The 13,908-nt window shown below is 70.3% G+C and carries 13 protein-coding genes and 2 tRNA genes; 6 read left to right on the top strand and 9 right to left on the bottom strand.

Annotation, left to right across the window (positions count from 1 at the left end; translation table 11 throughout):
• Window positions 1–9: 9 nt before the first annotated feature.
• Together aroQ and BLT78_RS15380 are read right to left on the bottom strand one after the other, a co-directional pair.
• Window positions 10–453 (bottom strand): type II 3-dehydroquinate dehydratase, encoded by a 444-nt coding sequence (aroQ, locus tag BLT78_RS15385; RefSeq protein ID WP_090350005.1) that lies wholly within the window; start codon window positions 451–453, stop codon window positions 10–12.
• A gap of 130 nt (window positions 454–583) precedes the next feature.
• Entirely contained in the window at window positions 584–2,398 is a 1,815-nt protein-coding gene (locus BLT78_RS15380) for a protein-disulfide reductase DsbD (RefSeq protein WP_090350002.1), read from the bottom strand.
• 193 nt (window positions 2,399–2,591) lie between these two features.
• Here BLT78_RS15380 and BLT78_RS15375 point away from each other — a divergent pair, with 193 nt between their 5' ends.
• The 3 genes from BLT78_RS15375 to speA all read left to right on the top strand — a co-directional run bounded on the left by BLT78_RS15375 (window position 2,592) and on the right by speA (window position 6,013).
• The gene (locus BLT78_RS15375) at window positions 2,592–3,638 is read left to right on the top strand and encodes a DUF2333 family protein (RefSeq protein ID WP_090349998.1); all 1,047 of its coding nucleotides are present in this window, start codon (window positions 2,592–2,594) and stop codon (window positions 3,636–3,638) included.
• A 10-nt stretch (window positions 3,639–3,648) separates the two neighbouring features.
• Window positions 3,649–4,020 carry a translation initiation factor Sui1 gene (locus BLT78_RS15370; protein WP_090349995.1) on the top strand — a complete coding sequence of 124 codons (372 nt, stop codon included), beginning with the start codon at window positions 3,649–3,651 and terminating at the stop codon, window positions 4,018–4,020.
• Between the two features lie 82 nt (window positions 4,021–4,102).
• Window positions 4,103–6,013, top strand: a complete 1,911-nt coding sequence (gene speA, locus BLT78_RS15365) for an arginine decarboxylase (RefSeq protein WP_090349992.1) — start codon at window positions 4,103–4,105, stop codon at window positions 6,011–6,013.
• Between the two features lie 122 nt (window positions 6,014–6,135).
• Here the strand turns inward: speA and BLT78_RS15360 are convergent, their stop codons facing one another.
• A complete protein-coding gene (locus BLT78_RS15360; RefSeq protein ID WP_090349988.1) occupies window positions 6,136–7,050 on the bottom strand; it encodes a histone deacetylase family protein in 915 nt (304 codons plus the stop codon).
• Window positions 7,051–7,235: 185 nt separating this feature from the next.
• Here BLT78_RS15360 and tesB point away from each other — a divergent pair, with 185 nt between their 5' ends.
• The 3 genes from tesB (at window position 7,236) to BLT78_RS15345 (ending at window position 9,259) form a co-directional block, all read left to right on the top strand.
• The gene (gene tesB / locus BLT78_RS15355; RefSeq protein ID WP_090349985.1) at window positions 7,236–8,108 is read left to right on the top strand and encodes an acyl-CoA thioesterase II; all 873 of its coding nucleotides are present in this window, start codon (window positions 7,236–7,238) and stop codon (window positions 8,106–8,108) included.
• A 4-nt stretch (window positions 8,109–8,112) separates the two neighbouring features.
• Window positions 8,113–8,724, top strand: coding sequence for an HAD family hydrolase (locus BLT78_RS15350; RefSeq protein WP_090349983.1), 612 nt, complete (start codon window positions 8,113–8,115; stop codon window positions 8,722–8,724).
• A gap of 160 nt (window positions 8,725–8,884) precedes the next feature.
• Window positions 8,885–9,259 (top strand): DUF4345 family protein, encoded by a 375-nt coding sequence (locus BLT78_RS15345; RefSeq protein ID WP_090349981.1) that lies wholly within the window; start codon window positions 8,885–8,887, stop codon window positions 9,257–9,259.
• 113 nt (window positions 9,260–9,372) lie between these two features.
• On the opposite strand, the gene BLT78_RS15340 is transcribed toward BLT78_RS15345, so the two are convergent.
• The 6 genes from BLT78_RS15340 to BLT78_RS15315 form a co-directional block, all read right to left on the bottom strand.
• Window positions 9,373–9,448 (bottom strand) — tRNA-Phe (locus tag BLT78_RS15340).
• A gap of 31 nt (window positions 9,449–9,479) precedes the next feature.
• Window positions 9,480–9,555: transfer RNA gene (locus BLT78_RS15335), tRNA-Phe, on the bottom strand.
• An 88-nt stretch (window positions 9,556–9,643) separates the two neighbouring features.
• Window positions 9,644–9,916, bottom strand: coding sequence for an oxidative damage protection protein (locus tag BLT78_RS15330; protein WP_090349979.1), 273 nt, complete (start codon window positions 9,914–9,916; stop codon window positions 9,644–9,646).
• Entirely contained in the window at window positions 9,913–10,998 is a 1,086-nt protein-coding gene (gene mutY, locus BLT78_RS15325) for an A/G-specific adenine glycosylase (RefSeq protein ID WP_090349976.1), read from the bottom strand. The genes BLT78_RS15330 and mutY overlap by 4 nt, the downstream gene beginning before the upstream one ends.
• A 78-nt stretch (window positions 10,999–11,076) precedes the next feature.
• The gene (locus BLT78_RS15320) at window positions 11,077–13,308 is read right to left on the bottom strand and encodes an AsmA family protein (protein WP_090349972.1); all 2,232 of its coding nucleotides are present in this window, start codon (window positions 13,306–13,308) and stop codon (window positions 11,077–11,079) included.
• Between the two features lie 121 nt (window positions 13,309–13,429).
• Entirely contained in the window at window positions 13,430–13,834 is a 405-nt protein-coding gene (locus tag BLT78_RS15315) for an acetyl-CoA sensor PanZ family protein (protein ID WP_090349968.1), read from the bottom strand.
• Window positions 13,835–13,908: the final 74 nt, after the last annotated feature.

The raw sequence follows: 13,908 nt of genomic DNA, 5'->3' as shown, positions 1-13,908 counted from the left end.
GAAATGTGGTCAGGGTCGTTGCAGTTGTTCGATGGCCGCTTCCAGCGCCAGGCGGTAGCCGCTGGCGCCGAGGCCGCAGATCACCCCCACCGCCACGTCCGAGAAGTAGGAGTGGTGGCGGAAGGGTTCACGTTTGTGCACGTTCGACAGGTGAACTTCGATGAATGGGATGCTCACCGCCAGCAGCGCGTCACGCAATGCGACACTGGTGTGAGTGAAAGCGGCCGGGTTGATGATGATGAAGTCGATGCCTTCGCCGCGCGCGGCGTGGATGCGCTCGATCAGTTCGTACTCGGCGTTGCTCTGCAGATGCAGCAGATGATGGCCGGCGGCGCGGGCGCGCGCCTCCAGGTCGGCGTTGATGTCGGCGAGGGTGGTGGCGCCGTAGACGCCCGGCTCGCGGGTGCCCAGCAGGTTCAGGTTGGGGCCGTGCAGCACCAGGAAGGTGGCCATGCGTGCAGTCCTGTCAGGGATGGGGCAGAAAAGTTGCGGGACTATGCCGGAAAACCCGGGCGACTGTCCAGCGGCCCGGTTTTTGCCGTAGATGACTGCATGATGGCTGAAGATGGCCGGAATCGGCCCTTCAGAAGCGCGCCGCGGCCTGTTCCAGACGGGCGGCGAAGGTGTCGGCGTCGATTTCGCCGATCACCCGCAGATCCTGCCATTCGCTGCCGTCGGCGGCGAACAGCAGCATGGCCGGCGGGCCGAACAGCCGGTAGTGGTCGAGCAGCGCGCGCTGCTCGGCGCGGCTCTCGGTGATGTCGAAGCGCACCAGTTGCCAGGCGGCCAGCTGTGCGACGACCTGCGGCGCCTGCAGCACCTCGCGTTCGATCACCTTGCAGCTGATACACCAGTCGGCGTACCAGTCGAGCAGCAGCGGCCGGCCGGCGCTTCTCGCGGCGGCGAAGGCGGCGTCCAGCTCGGCGGGGGTGCTGATGGTCTGCCAGCCGGCGTGGGCCGCCGGGGTGGCTCCCGGACTGGCCAGGGCCGGTGCCGGGCGGCCGAGCGGGCGCAGCGGGTCGCTTTCGCCGCGCAGCGCGCCGACCCAGGCGGTCAGCGCGTAGACCAGCAGCAGCAGGCCGAACAGCTGGGCGACGCGCTGGCGGTGGGTCTTGGGCACCATCTCCAGCGCGCCGAGGTTGAGCGCCACGCCGCCGGCCAGCAGGCCCCACAGCGCCAGGCTGAGCTGGCCGGGCAGGATGCGCTCGAGCAGCCAGATCGCCACCGCCAGCAGCAGCACGCCGAAGGCGTTGCGCACCGTGGTCATCCACACCCCCGAGCGCGGCAGCAGGGCGCCGCCGCCGGTGGCGAACAGCACCAGCGGTGCACCCATGCCCAGCCCCAGGGCGAACAGCTTGAGGCCGCCGCCCACGGCGTCGCCGCTGGCGCTGATGTACAGCAGGGCGCCGGCCAGCGGCGCGGAGACGCAGGGCGACACCAGCAGGCTGGAGAACACGCCGAGCAGCGCCGCGCCCCAGATCGAGCCGCCGCGGGTATGCCCGGCCAGGCGGTCCAGCGGCTCGCGGATGAAGGCCGGCAGGCGCAGCTCGTAGACGCCGAACATGGCCAGGGCGAAGGTGGCGAAGAACAGCGCGAAGGGGATCAGCACCCAGGGCGACTGCAGGCGCGCCTGCAGGTTGAGTTCGGCGCCGAACAGGCCCATCAGCGCGCCGAGCAGGGCGAAGCAGGCGGCCATCGGCAGCACGTAGGCCAGCGACAGCACCAGGCCGCGCATGCCGCCGACCTGGCCGCGCAGCACCACCCCGGAGAGGATCGGCAGCATCGGCAGCACGCAGGGGGTGAAGGTCAGGCCGAGGCCGGCGAGGAAGAACAGCGCCAGCTCGCGCCACTGCCAGGCGGCGCCCGTGGTGGCGGGGCTGGCGGCCGGAGCGACGGCGGGCGCCGCGGCCTGGCTGGCGCCTGCCGGCGCCCGGCCGGCGATGGCCAGGGTCGCGGTCTCCGGCGGATAGCACAGGCCCAGGTCGGCGCAGCCCTGGTAGGTGACGCGCAGGGTGAACGGCTGGCCGGACGGATTGGCGAGCGGTACCTCCAGGTCGGTCACCCCGTAGTACACCTCGACGTCGCCGAAGTACTCGTCGTGCTTGGCCTTGCCCGGCGGCAGTTGCGGCGCGCCGCCGAGCAGCCCGGCGGGCTCGCTCTGCACCTGGAAGCGGTGGCGGTACAGGTAGTAGCCCTCGGCGTTGACGAAGCGCAGCTTCACCCGCCGGTCATCGGCCTCGACCAGACTGAGCTGGAAGGCCTCGGCCACCGGCAGGAAGTCGCCGCTGTTGTTCAGTGGCGCGCCGCCACCGAACACCGGGCTGGGGCGGCTGTCGAACAGTCCGGCACTGGCCGGCAGGATCAACAGCAGCAGAAGGAGGGGCAGCAGACGACGCATTGCAGTCTCTCGGTCGGGAACGCCGGCATGATACCGGAAAGGCGGCGTCAACCCAGTGGCGGCAGATGGCCGCGCTTTTCTGCCGACGTCCGGTGCAGTCGTGCTTTATTGCTTTATAGTGCAAGGCAATGTGCAGTCGCCCGGGCGAGACTGCCAAGTCGAAACTGTTTCCTGGTGAGTTAAGGACGAAGCCATGCTGGACTGGAAAAAGAAGGTCGATGAGGTGCGCGACAGCGTCGACGATTCGGTACAGGACGCGCGCAGCTACTTCGGCGGCATGTGGGCCAGCCGCGCGGTCGGCGGCCTGCTCGGGGCCTACCTGCTCGGCGCGCTGGTGGTCGGCTGGTACTGGAGCCTCGAGCCGGAGCTGATCCCGGTGCAGCAGAACGCCCGGGCGGCTGCGGAGCGGGCGCAGGTCAAGCTGGTGCCGGGCTATACCACGGTGGAAACCCTGAAGACCGTGGCCAACACCCTGCTCGACAAGCCGGGCGGCTACCTGTCCAACGACCTGGCGCCGCCCGGACTGTGGCTGGACAACATGCCCAACTGGGAATACGGCGCCCTGGTGCAGGTGCGCGACCTGTCGCGCGCGCTGCGCAAGGACTTCGCCCGTTCGCAGTCGCAGTCGACCGAGGACGCCGACCTGGCCAAGGCCGAGCCGAAGTTCAACTTCGACAACAAGAGCTGGGCGCTGCCGGCCAGCGAGCAGGAGTACCGCGAGGGCATCCGCCTGCTCACCCGCTTCCAGAATCGCCTCACCGATCCGGGGCAGCCGGCGCAGTTCTACGCCCGTGCCGACAACCTGCGCAACTGGCTGGCCGACGTCGAGACCCGCCTCGGCTCGCTGTCGCAGCGGCTGTCCGCCAGCGTCGGCCAGCTGCGCCTGCACACCGACAGCGACGTCGGCGTCGCCGAGGGCAGCGAGGAGATCGTCAAGACCCCCTGGCTGCAGATCGACAACGTGTTCTACGAGGCGCGCGGCCAGGCCTGGGCGCTGTCGCACTTCCTGCGCGCCATCGAGGTCGACTTCGCCGACGTGCTGGCGAAGAAGAACGCCACGGTCAGCGTGCGGCAGATCATCCGCGAGCTGGAGGCCGCGCAGGCGCCGCTGTGGAGCCCGATGGTGCTCAACGGCGACGGCTTCGGCGTGCTGGCCAACCACTCGCTGGTGATGGCCAACTACATCTCGCGCGCCAACGCGGCGATCATCGACCTGCGCCAGCTGCTCGAGCAGGGTTGAGGAGCGCGACGTGAGCAAGAAGGCATCCTCCCTCGCCGCCCTCGGCGGCCTGGTCTACTCCACCGACGCCGGCCGGCATTGTCCGGACTGCGGCAAGCCGATCGGCGAATGCATCTGTGGCCAGCCGGTGATCCCGGCCGGCGACGGCATCGCCCGGGTGCGCCGTGAGACCAAGGGCCGCGGCGGCAAGACGGTGACCACGGTCAGCGGCGTGTCGCTGGCCGGCGAGGAGCTCAAGGAGCTGGCCAGCGCGCTGAAGAAGCGCTGCGGCACCGGCGGAGCGCTCAAGGACGGCGTGATCGAGATCCAGGGCGATCACGTCGAGCTGCTTCTCGGCGAGCTGGAGAAGCGCGGCTTCAGGGCGAAGAAGTCCGGCGGCTGACGGCTGCCTGCCCGGCCCGGCGGGTCGGGCGCACCTTTCCAACGCGGCCGCTGCGCCGGCCGCCAGCACAGGGAGACAGCGCATGGCCCGAGCAACCCGCAAGGACGACGACAGCCCCTGGAGCGTGGCCGACAGCCGCCGCGTCTACGGCATTCGCCACTGGGGCGCCGGCTACTTCGCGATCAACGACACCGGCAACGTCGAGGTGCGCCCGCAGGGCCCCGACGGCGCGCCCATCGATCTGCACCAGCTGGTCGGCCAGCTGCGCCAGTCCGGGCTCAGCCTGCCGCTGCTGGTGCGCTTTCCCGGCATCCTGCAGAACCGCGTGCGCCAGCTCACCGGCGCGTTCGACGCCAACATCGCCCGCCAGGGCTACCAGAACCGCTACACCGCGCTGTACCCGATCAAGGTCAACCAGCAGGAGGCGGTGGTGGAGAACATCATCGCTACCGAGAACGTCGCCATCGGCCTGGAGGCCGGCTCCAAGCCGGAGCTGATGGCGGTGCTGGCGCTGGCGCCCAAGGGCGGCACCATCGTCTGCAACGGCTACAAGGATCGCGAGTTCATCCGCCTGGCGCTGATCGGCCAGAAGCTCGGCCACAGCGTGTTCATCGTCATCGAGAAGGAGTCCGAGGTGGCGCTGCTGATCGAAGAGGCCGCCGCCCTCGCGGTGGTGCCGCAGATCGGCCTGCGCGTGCGCCTGTCCTCGCTGTCCTCCAGCAAGTGGGCGGACACCGGCGGCGAGAAGTCCAAGTTCGGCCTGTCCGCCGCGCAGATCCTGCGCGTGGTCGAGCGTTTCCGCGCCGCCGGGCTGGACCAGGGCATCCGCCTGCTGCACTTCCACATGGGTTCGCAGATCGCCAACATCGCCGACTACCGCAGGGGGTTCCGCGAGGCGATCCGCTACTACGCCGAGTTGCGCGGCCTCGGCCTGCCGGTCGACCACGTCGACGTCGGCGGCGGCCTGGGCGTCGACTACGACGGCACCCACTCGCGCAACGCCAGCTCGATCAACTACGACATGGACGACTACGCCGCCACCGTGGTCGGCATGCTCAAGGAGTTCTGCGACCGCCAGGAGCTGCCGCACCCGCACATCCTCTCCGAGAGCGGCCGGGCGATGACCGCGCACCACGCGGTGCTGGTGGTGCAGGTTACCGACGTCGAGCGGCCCAACGACGCGCTGCCGCAGCTCGATCCGGGCGTCGAGCATCCGGAGGCGCTGCAGGAGCTGGTCGGCCTGCTCGGCCCCACCGATCCGGAGATGGTCGCCGAGACCTACTGGCGCGCCACCCACTTCGTCGGCGAGGTGGCCGCGCAGTATTCCGCCGGCAAGCTGTCGCTGCTGCAGAAGGCGCTCGGCGAGCAGTGCTACTTCGCCATCTGCCGGCGTCTGCACGACCAACTCAAGGCGCGCCAGCGCTCGCACCGCCAGGTGCTCGACGAGCTGAACGACAAGCTGGCGGACAAGTACATCTGCAACTTCTCGGTGTTCCAGAGCCTGCCCGACACCTGGGCGATCGAGCAGATCCTGCCGATCCTGCCGATCCACCGTCTCGACGAGCAGCCGGGGCGGCGTGCCGTGCTGCAAGACCTGACCTGCGATTCCGACGGCAAGATCCGCCAGTACGTCGACGAGCAGAGCATCGAGACCAGCCTGCCGGTGCACGAGCTGCGCGACGGCGAGGACTACCTGCTCGGCGTGTTCCTGGTCGGCGCCTACCAGGAGATCCTCGGCGACATGCACAACCTGTTCGGCGACACCGACTCGGTGAACGTCTACCAGCGCGCCGACGGCAGCGTGTTCCACGCCGGCATCGAGACCCACGACACCATCGAGGACATGCTGCGCTACGTGCACCTGGAGCCGAGCGAGCTGATGGCGCTGTACCGCGACAAGGTGGCCGGCGCGCCGCTCGCTGCCCGCGAGCGCACCGACTTCCTCGACCTGCTGCGCCTGGGGCTGACCCGCTCCTCCTACCTGGCGCCCTGAGCTGGCGTAGGGTGGACAACGGCGCAGTCTTGTCCACCATGACGGCACGCTGACCCTTGTCGTGGGGCGGTAGAAAATCGCTGCGCGAGTTTTCTACCCTACGCGGCTGGCGCCCTGAGCCTTCAGCGCAAGCCGAACTCCTGCCACACCCGCGCCGCGCTGTGGTGCAGGATGCCGTGGCGGCGCGCCAGAGCCTGACGGTCGCGGCCGTAGCCGCCGCCGATCACGCCGGCCACAGGGATGTCGCGCGACAGGCAGTGGCGCAACACCGCCAGGTCGCGTGCGGCGATGCCGGCGTCGCTGAGCTCGAGCAGACCGAGCACGTCGTCGCGGTGCACGTCCACCCCGGCGTCGTAGAGCACCAGGTCGGGCTGGTAGATCGGCAGCAGGTAGTTGAGGGCGTCGTCCACCGTCTGCAGGTAGGCGGCGTCGCCCATGCCGGCCGGCAGCGGGATGTCCCAGTCGCTGTGCGCCTTGTGCGCCGGGAAGTTGCGCTCGCAGTGCAGCGACACGGTCACCGCGTCGCGGCAGTCCTCCAGCAGGCGCGCGGTGCCGTCGCCCTGGTGCACGTCGCAGTCGAAGATCAGCACGCGCTGCACGCGGCCGCTTTCCAGCAGCTGGCGGGCGACCACCGCCAGGTCGTTGAACACGCAGAAGCCGGACGGCCGGTCGTGGTCGGCGTGATGGGTGCCGCCGGCCAGGTGGCAGGCCAGGCCGCGCGCGAGGGCCAGCTCGGCGGTCAGCAGCGAGCCGCCCTGGGCGCGCAGGGTGCGTCGCACCAGCCCCTCGCTCCATGGCAGGCCGAGGCGGCGCTGCTCGCCGGCGGACAGCTCGCCGGCGAGGAAGCGGGCGATGTAGTCCGGCGCGTGGGCGAGGGCGAGGATGTCCGCCGGGCACGGCTCGGGGGCGTGCCAGTCCGCCGCCGCCAGGCTGGCGCGCAGGTGATCGTGCAGCAGGCGGTACTTCTCCATGGGGAAGCGGTGCCCGTCGGGCAGCGCCGGGCTGTAGTCGGCGTGGTATACCAGCGGCAGGGGCATGGGCGATCGGCCGTCGCGAGGGAAACAGGCGGCCATTATGCGCCGCGGCGGATGCGCGTGCCTGCCGACAGCCGGCGGCAAAGCCGTTACCATCGCAGCATTCGCGCGACGGGCGGGCCGCCCGCCGCCGGCAATCTCGTGTGGCCGCCATGGCGCGGCCCTGAACCATCCGAAGGAGAGTCCGCATGACCCAGGTGCTCGACGAACTGGTGGCCCTGCTCAGTCTGGAGACCATCGAGGAAAACCTGTTTCGCGGCGTCAGCCAGGATCTGGGCTTTCGCCAGCTGTTCGGCGGCCAGGTGATCGGCCAGTCGCTGTCGGCGGCCAGCCAGACGGTCAGCGCCGACCGCCACATGCACTCCATGCACGCCTACTTCCTGCGTCCCGGTGATGCCACCCTGCCGGTGGTCTACCAGGTCGACCGTGTGCGCGACGGCGGCAGCTTCAACACCCGTCGCGTGCTGGCGATCCAGAAGGGGCGACCGATCTACAGCTGCAGCGTGTCCTTCCAGCAGGAGGAGGAGGGCTTCAGCCATCAGGTGCCGACGATGCCCGACGTGCCCGGGCCGGAGGATCTGCTCTCCGAGCAGGAGCTGTGCGGCGCGCTGGGCTCGGAGCCGGTTGAGGGCATGCGCGAGCGTCGGCAGTTCGATATGCCGATCGAGATCCGTCCGGTCGAGCCGGCCGACGTCGGTCACCCGCAGCCGCGCGCGCCCTACAAGTACCTGTGGGTGCGCGCTGCCGGCACGCTGCCGGACAATCCGGCGCTGCACAAGTACCTGATGGCCTACGCCAGCGACTTCGGTCTGCTGACCACCGCGCTGCTGCCGCACGGCGTGTCGTTCTGGCAGCGCAACATGCAGATCGCCAGCCTCGACCACTCGCTGTGGTTCCATCGCAACGTGCGCGCCGACGACTGGCTGCTGTTCGCCCTCGACAGCCCGTGGGCCGGCAACGGTCGCGGCTTCACCCGCGGCAACATCTTCAATCGCGCCGGCGAGCTGGTCGCCTCGGTGACCCAGGAAGGACTGATCCGCCAGCGGCCGGACTGGGCCTGAGGCGATGGACGGGCGCGAGGCGGCGCGGCTGCGCCACTGGGTGTTCGACATGGACGGCACCCTGACCATCGCCGTGCACGACTTCGCGGCGATCCGCCGGGCGCTGGACATTCCCGCGCAGGCCGACATTCTCGCCCATCTCGCCGCGCTGCCGGCCGCCGAGGCGGCGGCCAAGCACGCCTGGCTGCTCGCCCACGAGCGCGAGCTGGCCGCGGCGGCGCGCCCGGCGCCGGGCGCCGCCGCGCTGGTGCGCGCACTGCACGGGCAGGGCTGCCGGCTGGGCATCCTTACCCGCAACGCGCGGCCGCTGGCACTGGTCACCCTGGAGGCGATCGGCCTGCTCGACTGCTTCGCGGTGCACGACATCCTCGGCCGCGACGAGGCGCCGCCCAAGCCGCAGCCGCATGGCCTGCTGCAGATCGCCGAGCGCTGGCAGGTGGCGCCGGAGGCGCTGGCGATGGTCGGCGACTTCGTCCACGACCTGTCCTGCGCACGCGCCGCCGGCGCGCGCAGCGTGCTGGTCAACCACCCGGAAAATCCCTGGCCGGAGCTGACCGACCTGTTCGCCCGCGACTGCGCCGAGCTGCAGCGCCTGCTGGGCGCCTGCGCGAGCTAGGTTGGCGCGCGACTCCTGAGCGGGGAATCTCTTGGCGCCGCGCGGGTCTCTACTGCAGTGACCCCGGCCCCCGTGGTGCAGCGCAGGCTGCCATTGGCGCCTATGCTCGTGGCAGGCCGGCCCGGGTTTGCCGGTTTCAGCCGCCTTCAGGGAGATTTTCATGCTGCTCGCCCGCCTCCTGCTGATCGTGCAGGCCTTCCTCCTCGCCGCCTGGGGGCTGGCCTGCCTGCTGCGTCCCCACGAGATGGTCAACCTCAGCGGACTGCTGCCGATGGAAGCGGCGGCGGTCACCGATGTGCGCGCCTGGTACGGTGGTCTCGCCATCGGCCTGGCGCTCTATCTGCTGCTGGCGCTGCGCGAAGGGCAGCTGCGCCCGGCGCTGCTGCTGATGCTGCTGGTCAACGCCGCGCCGGCACTGGCCCGGCTGCTCGGCCTGGGGCTGGACGGTGGCGCGCAGCAGACCTTCAACCTGTATGCTCTGCTGCTCGAGGCGGTCGCCGCCGGTCTGGCCTGGGTGGCGTTGCGCCGGCTGTGAGCGGGCCGGTTGCTACGCCGGGCGTGGATATGGAGGAGCGGTGCGGAGGGATTTTCCAGAGGCGGAAAACAGAAAGCCCCGGCGCATGGCCGGGGCTTTCCGTAGATAATCAGTGGTGCCCAGGGACGGAATCGAACCGCCGACACGGGGATTTTCAATCCCCTGCTCTACCAACTGAGCTACCTGGGCAAAGGGTCGTCTGCACCACCCGGAGAAGGAGTGGTGCCCAGGGACGGAATCGAACCGCCGACACGGGGATTTTCAATCCCCTGCTCTACCAACTGAGCTACCTGGGCAACAACGGCCGGCATTAAACCTTTTCTGCCGGCGCAACGTCAACAGGCGACGATGAAAAAATCAGTTTTTTTAAGTGCTTAGCGAGGTTCAGGGGCTCGGCGGCACGTAGCCTTCGGCCTGCGCGTAGTCCTCGCCGGCGAAGAACTTGTCCATCTCGGCCTGCAGGAACTTGCGGTCCTCGCCGTTCATCATGTTCAGCCGGCGCTCGTTGATCAGCATGGTCTGGTGCTTCTGCCACTCGTCCCAGGCCTTCTTCGAGATGTGGTTGAAGATGTCCTCGCCCCGGGCGCCCGGGTAGGGCGGACGGTCGAGGCCGGGGAGTTCTTCTTGGTACTTGCGGCACATCACCATGCGGGTCATTGCGGCGCTCCTGGAGTCGGGTTGAGGAGGGTGGCCGCGCGCTTGAGCAGCTTCTTCACCGGGGCGGCGAGCCCTAGGCGCGGCGGGGTGGCGAGGTTATACCAGAGCCAGTCGCCTTCGGCCACGCGCGGTCCCTGGGCGGCGGTGGCGACCAGCAGCGGTTCGATGTGCAGCTGGAAGTGGCTGAAGGTGTGGCCGAGCGGTGCCAGCGCCTGCTCGGCGCCCAGTTCGAGGCCGTGCTGCGCGGCCAGTTCGGCGAGCTGCGCGCGCCCGTCCAGTTCCGGCAGGCTCCACAGTCCGCCCCACAGCCCGCTCGACGGCCGCCGGTAGAGCAGCACGGCGCCGGCGCCGTCGTGCAGCAGCGGCATCAGCGTGCGCTTCTGCGGCAGCTCCTTGCGTGGCCGGGGCTGCGGGTAGGCGGTGGCGCGGCCGAGGGCGTGCGCCCGGCAGTCGGCTACCAGCGGGCAGAGCAGGCAGCTCGGCTTGCTGCGCGTGCACAGGGTGGCGCCCAGATCCATCATCGCCTGGCTGTAGTGGTTGACCCTTGAGTGCGGGGTGAGGCGCTCGGCGGCGTCCCACAGCTGGGCGGCCACCTTGGGCTCGCCGGGATAGCCGTCCTGCGCCAGGTAGCGCGCCAGCACGCGCTTGACGTTGCCGTCGAGGATCGGTGCGCGCAGACCCATGCTGATGCTGGCGATGGCGCCGGCGGTGGAGCGGCCGATGCCGGGCAGCTCGGCGAGCGCTTCCACCGAGCGCGGGAACTCGCCGCCGTGCTCGGCGACCACGATCCTGGCGGTCTTGTGCAGGTTGCGCGCGCGGCTGTAGTAGCCGAGGCCGGTCCACAGGTGCAGCACCTCGTCCTCGCTGGCGGCTGCCAGCGCCTGCACCGTGGGCAGGGCGGTCATGAAGCGTGCGTAGTAGCCGAGCACGGTGGCGACCTGGGTCTGCTGCAGCATGATTTCCGAGACCCACACCCGGTAGGGGGTGATGTCCTGCTGCCAGGGCAGGTCGTGGCGGCCGTGGCGGTCGAACCAGGCGAGCACGCGGGTGGCGAAGTCGGGGGCGGGGAGGTTGGCAGTCATCGGCAAGGCGCGGCAGTGGCAATCGACCGCCATGGTACAGGGCCATGGCGGTCGATTTCGCCCCCACAGGGCGTGGGGTCAGCGCTGGAACAGGTTCTTCAGCGCGTCCTTGAGTTCCGGACTGACCTTGTCGCCGAGTTTCTCGTCGAGCTTCTCGGTCAGCTTCTCGCCGGCCAGCTGCGCGGCGATCTTGCCCAGGCCGTCCTGGTCGAGGCGGCAGGCCTTGGCGCCCAGCTCCAGCGGGCCGCGGCAGCGCACCGGCCACTCCAGGCCGACGTAGCGCTCGTTGACCTGGCAGGCCGGGTCGGGCATCTCGCGCTGGTCGCCCTCGAGGACCACGCCCAGGCGATAGTCGAGGCCAAGCACGCGCAGGTCGATGTCGCCCTTGCCGTTGACGGTCAGGCCGGGGATGCGCGCGCGCAGGTCCTGGTTGCTGGCCACGCCATTGCGCAGCTGCAGGCTGCCGCGCAGTTCGCGCAGCGGGGTGTCCTTGTCGGTGAACTCGCGGGTCGGCACCTTGCGGTTGAGGGTGGCGATGCCGCGACACAGCTGCTGCTCGAGGTTGGCGTCGGCCAGCGCACCGTTGTCGATGATGAAGCTGGCGTTGCCGCCGAGGCTGTCGATCAGCGCCTTCTCGCTGTTGCCGCGGGCCTCGAGCTGGCCGTCGAGCTGCAGGTTGCCGCGCAGCGGCGCCTTCTCCTGCGGCTTGAGGGTGGTCAGCAGGCGCTCCAGCGGGATGTCGCTGAGCTTGGGGGCGAACTGCAGTTGCGGGGTGTCGCTGCGCGTGTCGAGGCGGCCGGCGAGCTCGATGCGGCCGTCGAACAGGCCGGCGCTCAGCTCGTCGAGGGCGAGCTGGCCGCCCCGCGCCCTGAGCTTGAGGCTGGTGCCTTGCAGCGGCAGCTTGCGCAGGGTGAGCTGGTTGATGTTCAGGGCCACGTCGGCATCCAGCTGGCGCAGCGCCTCCAGCGGCAGCAGTGGCGCGTCGCTCCAGGCGTGGCTGGTCGGCTTGTCGGGCAGCGGGGTGCTGCCGTTGCCGGCGGCCTGGCTGCTGCCGGCAACCTCGGCCTTGCGCGTGGCGCTGGCGGCGTCCGCCTCCTTGGCCGGCGGTGGCAGGTAGCGGTCGAGGTCGAGACGGTCGCCCTGCAGCTGGGCGCGCAGGCTGCGGCGGCTGAAGTCGGCGATCGCCAGCTGGCCGCCGAGGTTGCTGCCGTCGAGCTGCAGCTTGAGATCCTGCAGGGTCAGGCTGCTCGGCGTGGCGGCCAGGCCGGTGGCCAGGGCGACCCGGCGCAGGCTGTTGCCGTCGGCCATCGCCGGCAGCTGCTGGCCGAGGCCCTCGAGAAAGGCGCGCAGGTCGAACTCGGCGATCGACAGGCCGCCTTCCAGCTGCGGAGTCTTGTCCAGGTCGCGCACCTTCAGCTCGCCGAGGGCACTGAGCTGGTTGGCGGTGAGCTTGAGGCTGTTCCATTCGGCGACCTGGGCGGCGAGGTCGGCGAGCAGCTGGCCGTGGGCGCTGAAGGCCAGGGTCTGGTTGGCCAGCGGCGCGCCGGACAGCTCGCCCTTGAGGTTGGCGTCCTCCAGCAGGTAGCGCTTGAGCGCGGTGTCGAAGCGCAGGCTGGCGGTCAGCTCGCCGCGCGCGCGCAGCAGCGGCTGGTTGGTGCCGAAGTAGCCCTTGAGGGTCAGCGGGATGGCCGCGCCCTCGCGGATCGCCCCGGTGCGCAGGTCGATGCCCTCGAGAGTGAAGCTCTGCCCGCTCTTTTCGTCGCGGTAGTCGATGCGCGCGTTGCTCATCGCCAGGCTGTCGATGTCCAGCTTGAGCGTCGGGCCGGCATTCTCGGCGGGCTCCGCCGCCGGGGTGGTGGCCGGCGCGCTGGGCGCCGGCTGGTCCTTGCCGTTCGGCGCCGGCTGCGCCGGGCGGCCGAGATCCTGCCAGTTGCCGCGGCCCTGGGCGTCGCGGCTGAGATGCAGGCTGAGGTCGTCGATGCGGATGTCGCTCATCTGCACCTCGCGACGCAGCAGCGGCAGCACGCGCACCGAGAGGCCGAGCATGCCGATGTCGGCCAGCGGCTGCTGCGGCGTGGCGAGGCTGGCCACGCGGGTGTCGTGCAGCTCGAGGCCGAGCCAGGGGAACAGGCTCCAGCCGATCTCGCCCTTGAGTTCGAGTTCGACGCCGGCCTTGTCGCGGGCCAGCTGGCGGATCTCGTCCTTGTAGTCGTTGGGGTCGAGCAGGTGGGTGAGGGCGAAGCCCAGCGCGACTATGACCAGCAGCAGGCCGAGCAGGAGCAGGCCGAGAAACTTGCCGAAGGCTTTCATGGCGGACGAGTCCTTGTGCGGTGCGGGAGCAGGCGAAGTATAAGGCGCCCCCGGCGTGCTGGCGCCAGGGGTTCGGCAGGATTGGAGGGGCAGGGCGCGGGGATGGTTCCCGCGCGGCGGCTCAGTCGGCCGGATCGATGACCGGCAGGTCGAGGCGCCGGGCCAGGGCCTGCACCTCCAGATGGTTGCGCGGCGCCAGCAGCGCCAGCGGCTGGCAGGTGTCGGCGGCGCGCTGGCGGGCCGCGGCGATCAGGCGCTGGCCGACGCCGCGGCCGCGGGTGATCTTGCGCACGCAGATGTGCGCCAGGCGCCAGCCGTCGGCGGCCTGCTCCAGCCAGGCGGCGCCGAGCAGGCGGTCGTTGAAGCGGCCGGCGATCAGGCAGCCGCGGGCCAGGCCGGCGTCGATCAGGCCGGCGGCGTCGGCATGCGGAGCCAGCAGCCAGGCGGGGGCGTCGGCGTAGATCTTCTCCAGGTCGGTACGGTCCTGCGCGCTGGGCTGGACGACGGCTTCGACGATGACGGGCATGGGGTTCTCCTTCGAACGATGGGCGCATCTTATGCCTTTTGCCCGCCGCGTGCTCCGACCTGTGCCACAGCCGG

It is taken from the genome of Pseudomonas oryzae (assembly GCF_900104805.1).
GTDB classification, from domain to species: domain Bacteria; phylum Pseudomonadota; class Gammaproteobacteria; order Pseudomonadales; family Pseudomonadaceae; genus Geopseudomonas; species Geopseudomonas oryzae.
The sequence above is the reverse complement of the archived record's forward strand: the minus strand, read 5'-3'. Positions and strand labels throughout refer to the sequence as shown.

Excerpts from the sequence above, each read along its gene's own strand:
- aroQ (WP_090350005.1), bottom strand. The coding sequence starts at position 453 with ATGGCCACCTTCCTGGTGCTGCACGGCCCCAACCTGAACCTGCTGGGC.
- BLT78_RS15380 (WP_090350002.1), bottom strand. The coding sequence starts at position 2,398 with ATGCGTCGTCTGCTGCCCCTCCTTCTGCTGCTGTTGATCCTGCCGGCC.
- BLT78_RS15375 (WP_090349998.1), top strand. The coding sequence starts at position 2,592 with ATGCTGGACTGGAAAAAGAAGGTCGATGAGGTGCGCGACAGCGTCGAC.
- speA (WP_090349992.1), top strand. The coding sequence starts at position 4,103 with ATGGCCCGAGCAACCCGCAAGGACGACGACAGCCCCTGGAGCGTGGCC.
- BLT78_RS15360 (WP_090349988.1), bottom strand. The coding sequence starts at position 7,050 with ATGCCCCTGCCGCTGGTATACCACGCCGACTACAGCCCGGCGCTGCCC.
- tesB (WP_090349985.1), top strand. The coding sequence starts at position 7,236 with ATGACCCAGGTGCTCGACGAACTGGTGGCCCTGCTCAGTCTGGAGACC.
- BLT78_RS15350 (WP_090349983.1), top strand. The coding sequence starts at position 8,113 with ATGGACGGGCGCGAGGCGGCGCGGCTGCGCCACTGGGTGTTCGACATG.
- BLT78_RS15345 (WP_090349981.1), top strand. The coding sequence starts at position 8,885 with ATGCTGCTCGCCCGCCTCCTGCTGATCGTGCAGGCCTTCCTCCTCGCC.
- BLT78_RS15330 (WP_090349979.1), bottom strand. The coding sequence starts at position 9,916 with ATGACCCGCATGGTGATGTGCCGCAAGTACCAAGAAGAACTCCCCGGC.
- mutY (WP_090349976.1), bottom strand. The coding sequence starts at position 10,998 with ATGACTGCCAACCTCCCCGCCCCCGACTTCGCCACCCGCGTGCTCGCC.
- BLT78_RS15320 (WP_090349972.1), bottom strand. The coding sequence starts at position 13,308 with ATGAAAGCCTTCGGCAAGTTTCTCGGCCTGCTCCTGCTCGGCCTGCTG.
- BLT78_RS15315 (WP_090349968.1), bottom strand. The coding sequence starts at position 13,834 with ATGCCCGTCATCGTCGAAGCCGTCGTCCAGCCCAGCGCGCAGGACCGT.